General features: G+C 71.1%; 6 protein-coding genes. 1 reads left to right on the top strand and 5 read right to left on the bottom strand.

Features of this window, described 5'->3' with window-relative positions:
- Together infA and VFH59_RS02325 are read right to left on the bottom strand one after the other, a co-directional pair.
- Positions 1 to 200, bottom strand: a 200-nt coding sequence (gene infA / locus VFH59_RS02330) for a translation initiation factor IF-1 (RefSeq protein ID WP_325163277.1), incomplete at its 3' end; no start/stop codon positions are given.
- Positions 201 to 282: 82 nt separating this feature from the next.
- Entirely contained in the window at positions 283 to 567 is a 285-nt protein-coding gene (locus VFH59_RS02325) for a polyhydroxyalkanoic acid system family protein (RefSeq protein WP_325163276.1), read from the bottom strand.
- A 95-nt stretch (positions 568 to 662) separates the two neighbouring features.
- Here VFH59_RS02325 and VFH59_RS02320 point away from each other — a divergent pair, with 95 nt between their 5' ends.
- Complete coding sequence (locus tag VFH59_RS02320; protein ID WP_325163275.1) at positions 663 to 1,430, top strand: FHA domain-containing protein; 768 nt, start codon at positions 663 to 665, stop codon at positions 1,428 to 1,430.
- 73 nt (positions 1,431 to 1,503) lie between these two features.
- Here the strand turns inward: VFH59_RS02320 and VFH59_RS02315 are convergent, their stop codons facing one another.
- The 3 genes from VFH59_RS02315 to VFH59_RS02305 all read right to left on the bottom strand — a co-directional run.
- Entirely contained in the window at positions 1,504 to 3,096 is a 1,593-nt protein-coding gene (locus VFH59_RS02315) for an ATP-dependent DNA ligase (protein WP_325163274.1), read from the bottom strand.
- A gap of 3 nt (positions 3,097 to 3,099) precedes the next feature.
- Positions 3,100 to 4,086, bottom strand: a complete 987-nt coding sequence (locus tag VFH59_RS02310; RefSeq protein ID WP_325163273.1) for a ligase-associated DNA damage response exonuclease — start codon at positions 4,084 to 4,086, stop codon at positions 3,100 to 3,102.
- A gap of 125 nt (positions 4,087 to 4,211) precedes the next feature.
- Positions 4,212 to 5,831, bottom strand: a 1,620-nt coding sequence (locus tag VFH59_RS02305; RefSeq protein WP_325163272.1) for an ABC transporter transmembrane domain-containing protein, incomplete at its 5' end; no start/stop codon positions are given.

The following is a 5,831-nucleotide window of genomic DNA, read 5'->3' as shown; positions in this document are numbered from 1 at the left end:
ATCCGCCCCTTGGTCAGGTCATAGGGAGTCATCTCGACCTTGACCTTGTCGCCCGTGAGGATGCGGATGTAGTGCTTGCGCATGCGGCCGGAAATGTGGGCGGTGATCACGTGCCCGTTTTCCAGCTGCACACGGAACATGGTGTTGGGCAGGGTCTCCTGGACCGTGCCTTCCATTTCGATGACGTCGTCTTTGGCCATGCGTTCCGGTGTGTAGGGCCCGGCCGTGGCGGCCGCGTAAGCGGGGAAGTATGCCACGTCCGGGCGCCCGATCAAAGGAAGCTCAGGCGGCGCCCCCGAAATACTCGTCCAGCTTGCGCCGGATTTCCTGTTCCACCATGCCTTTCAGGGGCGACAGCATCAGACCGAGCTCGGCGGTGACGTGCACCGACTCGGGCGCCACGGCGATGGCGCCGCTCACGCCCGAACGCGAGAAACGCAGGGTGTCGCCCTGCCACTGGCTCTGCATGTCGAACTTCTCGCGCATGCGGGCGGCGACCTTGTCGACGACGGCGCGGGCCTGGTCCAGCGGGAGATTGTGCGGGCGGCGGATGTCGATCTTGGGCATGGATGGGCTCCGTGGGGAACGTCCATCTTACGCGGTGGGCGCGAAGCCCAGGCCATGCATCTGCTAGAGTCGCCCGCATCTTGGATCGGTCACAGATGCGCATCGAGTTTCCCAATTCGGCTCGCGAGGCATTCCGCTGGGCGCAGGTCGCCCTGCGCATCGGAAGCGCACCGGACAACGACCTGGTGGTCTCCGCCCAACAGGGCGCGGCGCACCACCTGCGCATCCTGCAGGACCGCCGCGGCTGGGTGCTGGAAGTGCTGTCGGGCGCCGGCCGTGTGTACGTCAACGCCCGTCCCGTTCGCGAGCGTGCGCTGCTTCGGCCCGGCGACATCCTGAGCCTGGGCGACTGCCGCATGCTGCTGTGCGGGGACGAGGCGCCCGCCACGCGCGCCGCGGTGGCAATCTCCGAACAGGGCCGCTGCACCGCGGCCCTGCGCGCGGTGGCAGGGCCGTTGTCCGGGCGTGTGTTCCCGCTGCACGACCGGCTGGAACTGGGACCGCAGGGCGACCAGCCGCTGGAGCTGCCACAGGCCGCTGCGGCCACCCTCGCGTTGTTCTGGAAGAGCGGCGAACTGCGCGTGGCTGCCGGCCCGACTCCGCCGCGCTATCCGTTGCGGCTCAACGGCGCGGTGATCGAGCAGGCGGCATTGCACCCGGGCGACCAGCTCGGCATCGCCATGCACCGTTTCGTGGTCGATGCGCCCGGGCTGTTGCCCTCGCCGGTGGGCACGCCGCCGGAGCCGCCGGCCCAGCCGCTGCCCGAAGACCAGGCCGGACCGCGCGGCGAGGTGTGGTGGCTGATCGCCACGGCCTCCGTGCTGGCGCTGCTGATCGCGCTGATCCTGCTGGTGCGGTTCTAGTCGCCGTCGTCTGACGGGATTTCTGTAGACGCGCACCGGTGCGCCTGGATGGTGGCACGAAGCCCGGAGGGCATCAGCCTTCCGCCATGCGCTTGAGCTCGTCCAGCCGGTCTGCGTCGCCGATCGAAAGGTCCGTGCGCCAGCGCAGGATGCGCGGGAAGCGCACGGCCACGCCCGACTTGTGCCGGCTCGAGCGCTGGATCGCCTCGTAGGCCAGCTCGAATACGTGCTCGGCCTCGACCGAGCGTACCGGCCCGAAGCGCTCGAGCGTGTGCGACCGGATCCACGCATCCAGCCGTGCGATCTCGGCGTCGTCCAGCCCGGAATAGGCCTTGGCCACCGGCACCAGGTGCCCGCGGTCCCACACGCCGAAGGTGTAGTCCGTGAACAGGCCGGCGCGCCGGCCGTGACCGGTCTGGGCGTAGATCAGCACCGCGTCCAGCGTGTAGGGATCGACTTTCCACTTCCACCAGTCGCCGCGCTTGCGGCCGACCCGGTAGGGCGAGTCCAGGCGCTTGAGCATCAGGCCCTCGGTGCGCCGTTCGCGTGCCTGTTCGCGCAGTTGCCCCAGGGCGGCCCAGTCGTCTGTGTCCGCCGCCGGCGAAAGCAGCAGCGTCGGCGGCATGCCTTCCAGCAGCACGGCGAGCCGTGCGCGCCGCAGGTGCAGCGGTACCTCGCGCAGGTCGGTCCCGTCGAGTTCAAGCAGGTCGTACGCCATGAACCGCACCGGCGTCTCGGCCAGCAGCCTGGCACCGGGCCTGAGCTTGCCGATGCGCTTCTGTAGCGCGGTAAACGGCCGGGGTGCCGCCGCCTCCGCATCCCAGGCGAGGATCTCGCCGTCCAGCACACAGCCGGAGGGCAGGGCGCAGGCGGCCTGCTCGATCTCCGGGAAGCGTCCGTCCAGCCGTTCCTCGCCGCGTGACCACAGCCGCGCCTCGTCGGCCCGGCGCATGAGCTGGGCCCGGATGCCGTCCCATTTCCATTCGGCCAGCCAGTGCCCACGCTCGCCCAGGCTTTCCACCGGCGCGTCCAGCGGCGAGGCGAGGAAGAACGGGTAGGGTCGATGCTCGCGGTGGGCGTCGTCCCCTGCCGGCTGCGCCAATGCGGCCAGCGAGGTCGCGTCGGGCTTCCAGTCGCCGCTCAGGCGGTGGGCGATCAGGTCGGTGGGAAGCTGCGACCACAGCGCCAGCGCCTGCACCACCAGCCGTTGCGAGACGCCAACGCGCAGCGCGCCGGTGATCAGTTTGTTGAGCAGGTAGATCTCGTCCGGTGGCAGCGCCTGCCACCAGGCCTGCAGTTGCGCCACGCGAGCGGGCGGATCGAGCCGGCTCAGGGCCGGCAGGCGCTGTTCCATCCACACGTGCAACGGGGCGTCGTCGGCCGGCCGGCCGGGCGGCAGCAACAGGGCGATGGCCTCGGCGAGGTCCCCCACGTGGGCGTAACTCTCGTCGACGAGCCAATCGGGATAGCCAGTGACCTCCCCGGTGGCCTGGCGCAGTTCGGTCACGCTGGCCAGCCGGCGCAGCTTGCCGCCGCCGAGCACGTACACCGCCCACGCCGCGTCCGCCGGCGGCGCATCGTGCAGGAAGGCGGCGATGGCATCGCGCTTGGCGGTGGTCGAACCGGTACGGTCGAGTGCGGCATAGAGCTGCACGAAGCGCCGCATCGCTCAGGCCTCCAGCGCCGACAGCGGCAGCGCGTCGTGGCCCTGCTCGCGCAGGAAGCGCACCAGCGCGTCGCCGTCGCCATGGGTGACATAGACGCGCCGGGCGCCGCTGTCGCGCACGCTGCGCAGCAGGCCACCCCAGTCCGCATGGTCCGACACCACGAAGCCGCGGTCGTAGCCGCGCCGGCGCCGGTTGCCCCGGATCTGCATCCAGCCGGACGCGAAGGCGGTCGAGGCGTTGGGAAAGCGCCGCATCCATGGCGACCCGGCGGCCGAGGGCGGCGCGAGGATCAGCTCGCCGGCGAGCGCCGTGCCGCGGGCGCTTTCCTCCAGCGGCTGCGTGGGCGGCAGCACCACGCCGGCTTCGCGATACAGCTGGGTCAGGCGCAGCAGCGCCCCGTGCAGATGGACCACCCGGTCGATGCGTGGCGCGAGCTCCGCCAGCAGCCGCTGCGCCTTGCCCAGTGCATAGCAGAACAGCACGGCCGACACCTTGCGGCGGGCGCAGTCGTCCCACCAGGCCAGCAGTTCGTCGATCACCTGCGTCATCGGTGGCCAGCGGTAGACCGGCAGGGCGAAAGTGGATTCGGTGACGAAGGTGTCGCAGCGCACCGGCTCGAACGGCGCACAGGTCGGGTCGGCCTCGCGCTTGTAGTCGCCCGAGACCACCACCACGCGCCCGGCATGCTCCATCCGTACCTGCGCCGCGCCGAGCATGTGGCCTGACGGATGCAGCGAGACCCGCACGTCGCCCAGCCCGAACGGCTCGCCGTAGTCGTATGCATCGATCCGCGCCGGTTCGCCCAGCCGCTCGCGCATCAAGCCGAGTCCGGCCCGCGCCACGTGGTAGCGCGCATTGCCCTGGCGCGCATGGTCGCCATGCGCATGGGTCACCACCGCCTGCGCCACCGGTTCGGCCGGGTCGATGTAGAAGCCGCCGGCAGGGCAATAGAGGCCTTCGGGGCGTGGCTGGAGCAACGGGTCGGGCATGGGGGGATGCTCGGCGCGCGGGCGTCAAACTGGCGGCAACAGGGGCCCGGCATGGATGGCTTCTGTCGCGAGCCGCGCTCACCACGTCTCTCCCTGACCGCGAGCGGGCGCAGGCGCGGCTTTCGTCAGGCCACGAACTGCAGGCGGGCCAGTTCGGCGTAGAGGCCGCCTTCCGCCAGAAGGCTCTCATGCGTGCCCTGGGCGACGATCCGTCCGCCGTCCATCACCACGATGCGGTCCGCGCGCTGCACGGTCGCCAGGCGGTGGGCGATGACCAGCGTGGTGCGGCCCTTTTCCAGGCGCTCGAGGGCCTGCTGGATCGCGGCTTCCGACTGCGCGTCCAGCGCCGAGGTGGCTTCGTCCAGCAGCAGCAGGGGGGCGTCGCGCAGGATGGCGCGGGCGATCGCGATGCGCTGGCGCTGGCCGCCGGAGAGGCGTACGCCGCGCTCGCCCAGCTCGGCCTCGTAGCCCTCGGCCAGCGCGCTGATGAATTCATGCGCCTCGGCGGCGCCGGCGGCCTCGCGCACTTCCGCGTCGCTTGCGGCCTGGCGGCCGAAGCGGATGTTGTCGGCGGCACTGCCGGCGAAGATCACGGTCTCCTGCGGCACCAGCGCGATGGCGCCGCGCAGCTCGGGCAGGGCAAGCGCGCGCAGGTCCATGCCGTCCAGCCGGATGGTGCCGGTCTGCGGATCGTAGAAGCGCAGCAGCAGGGCGAACACCGTACTCTTGCCGGCGCCGGAAGGGCCGACCAGCGCCACGGTTTCGCCGGGGCGGACGTCCAGGGTGAAGTCGTGCAGCGCCGGCGCGTCCGGCCGCGTGGGGTAGTGGAAGCCGACCTGCTCGAAGCGCAGCGCACCGCGGACCGGACGGGGCAGCGCAAGCGGCTGCGGCGGGTCGGCGATGCCGGCCTGTTCGCCGAACAGCTCGCCGATGCGCTCCATGGCGCCCGCGGCGCGCAGCACATCCCCCCAGACTTCCGACAGGCCGGCCACCGAGCCGGCGGCGAAGACCGCGTAGAGCACGAACTGGCCGAGGGTGCCCGCATTGAGCCTGCCGGCCAGCACGTCGCGCGCGCCGACCCAGAGCACCAGCGTGATGGCGCCGAAGAACAGCACGATCACCGCCGCGGTGAGCACTGCGCGCATGCCGATGCGGCGGCGCGCGCTTTCAAGCGCGCGGTCGATGGCATCGCCGTAACGGCGGCTTTCGATCCCTTCGCGTGCGTAAGCCTTTACCGCGGGCGCGGCATTCAATGTCTCGTTGGCGATCGCCGCGGCGTCGGCCAATCGGTCCTGGCTGGCGCGCGAGAGCTTCTGCACGCGTCGCCCGAACACCAGGATCGGCAGCATCACCGCCGGGATCACCAGCGCGGTCATGCCGGCCAGCCGCGGGCTGGTCCACACCATCATGGCGCTCGCGCCCAGCAGCATCACCGCGCTGCGCAGCGCCACCGAGATGCCCGAGCCGATCAGCGCCTGCACCACCTCGGTGTCGGTACCCAGGCGCGAGATCAGCTCGCCCACGCGCGAGCGCTCGAAGAAACCCACGTCCAGCCGGATAACGTGGGCGTACAGCTTCGCGCGCAGCGCCGCCAGCGAGCGCTCGCCCAGCAGGGTGATGCAGAAGTAGCGCGCCGCGGTGGCGAAGGCGAGCACCAGCGCGACGCCGAACAGGCCCAGGAAGGTGCGGTTGATCGCCTCGCTGCTGGCGTTGCCGAAGCCGGCCTCGATCATGTGCCGCACCGC

This window comes from Frateuria sp., from assembly GCF_035695185.1.
GTDB lineage: Bacteria > Pseudomonadota > Gammaproteobacteria > Xanthomonadales > Rhodanobacteraceae > Frateuria_A.
The sequence above is the reverse complement of the archived record's forward strand: the minus strand, read 5'-3'. Positions and strand labels throughout refer to the sequence as shown.

What these genes read in the sequence shown, in the direction of transcription:
- VFH59_RS02315 (WP_325163274.1), bottom strand. Translation starts at nt 3,096, where the DNA reads ATGCGGCGCTTCGTGCAGCTCTATGCCGCACTCGACCGTACCGGTTCG.
- VFH59_RS02325 (WP_325163276.1), bottom strand. Translation starts at nt 567, where the DNA reads ATGCCCAAGATCGACATCCGCCGCCCGCACAATCTCCCGCTGGACCAG.
- VFH59_RS02310 (WP_325163273.1), bottom strand. Translation starts at nt 4,086, where the DNA reads ATGCCCGACCCGTTGCTCCAGCCACGCCCCGAAGGCCTCTATTGCCCT.
- VFH59_RS02320 (WP_325163275.1), top strand. Translation starts at nt 663, where the DNA reads ATGCGCATCGAGTTTCCCAATTCGGCTCGCGAGGCATTCCGCTGGGCG.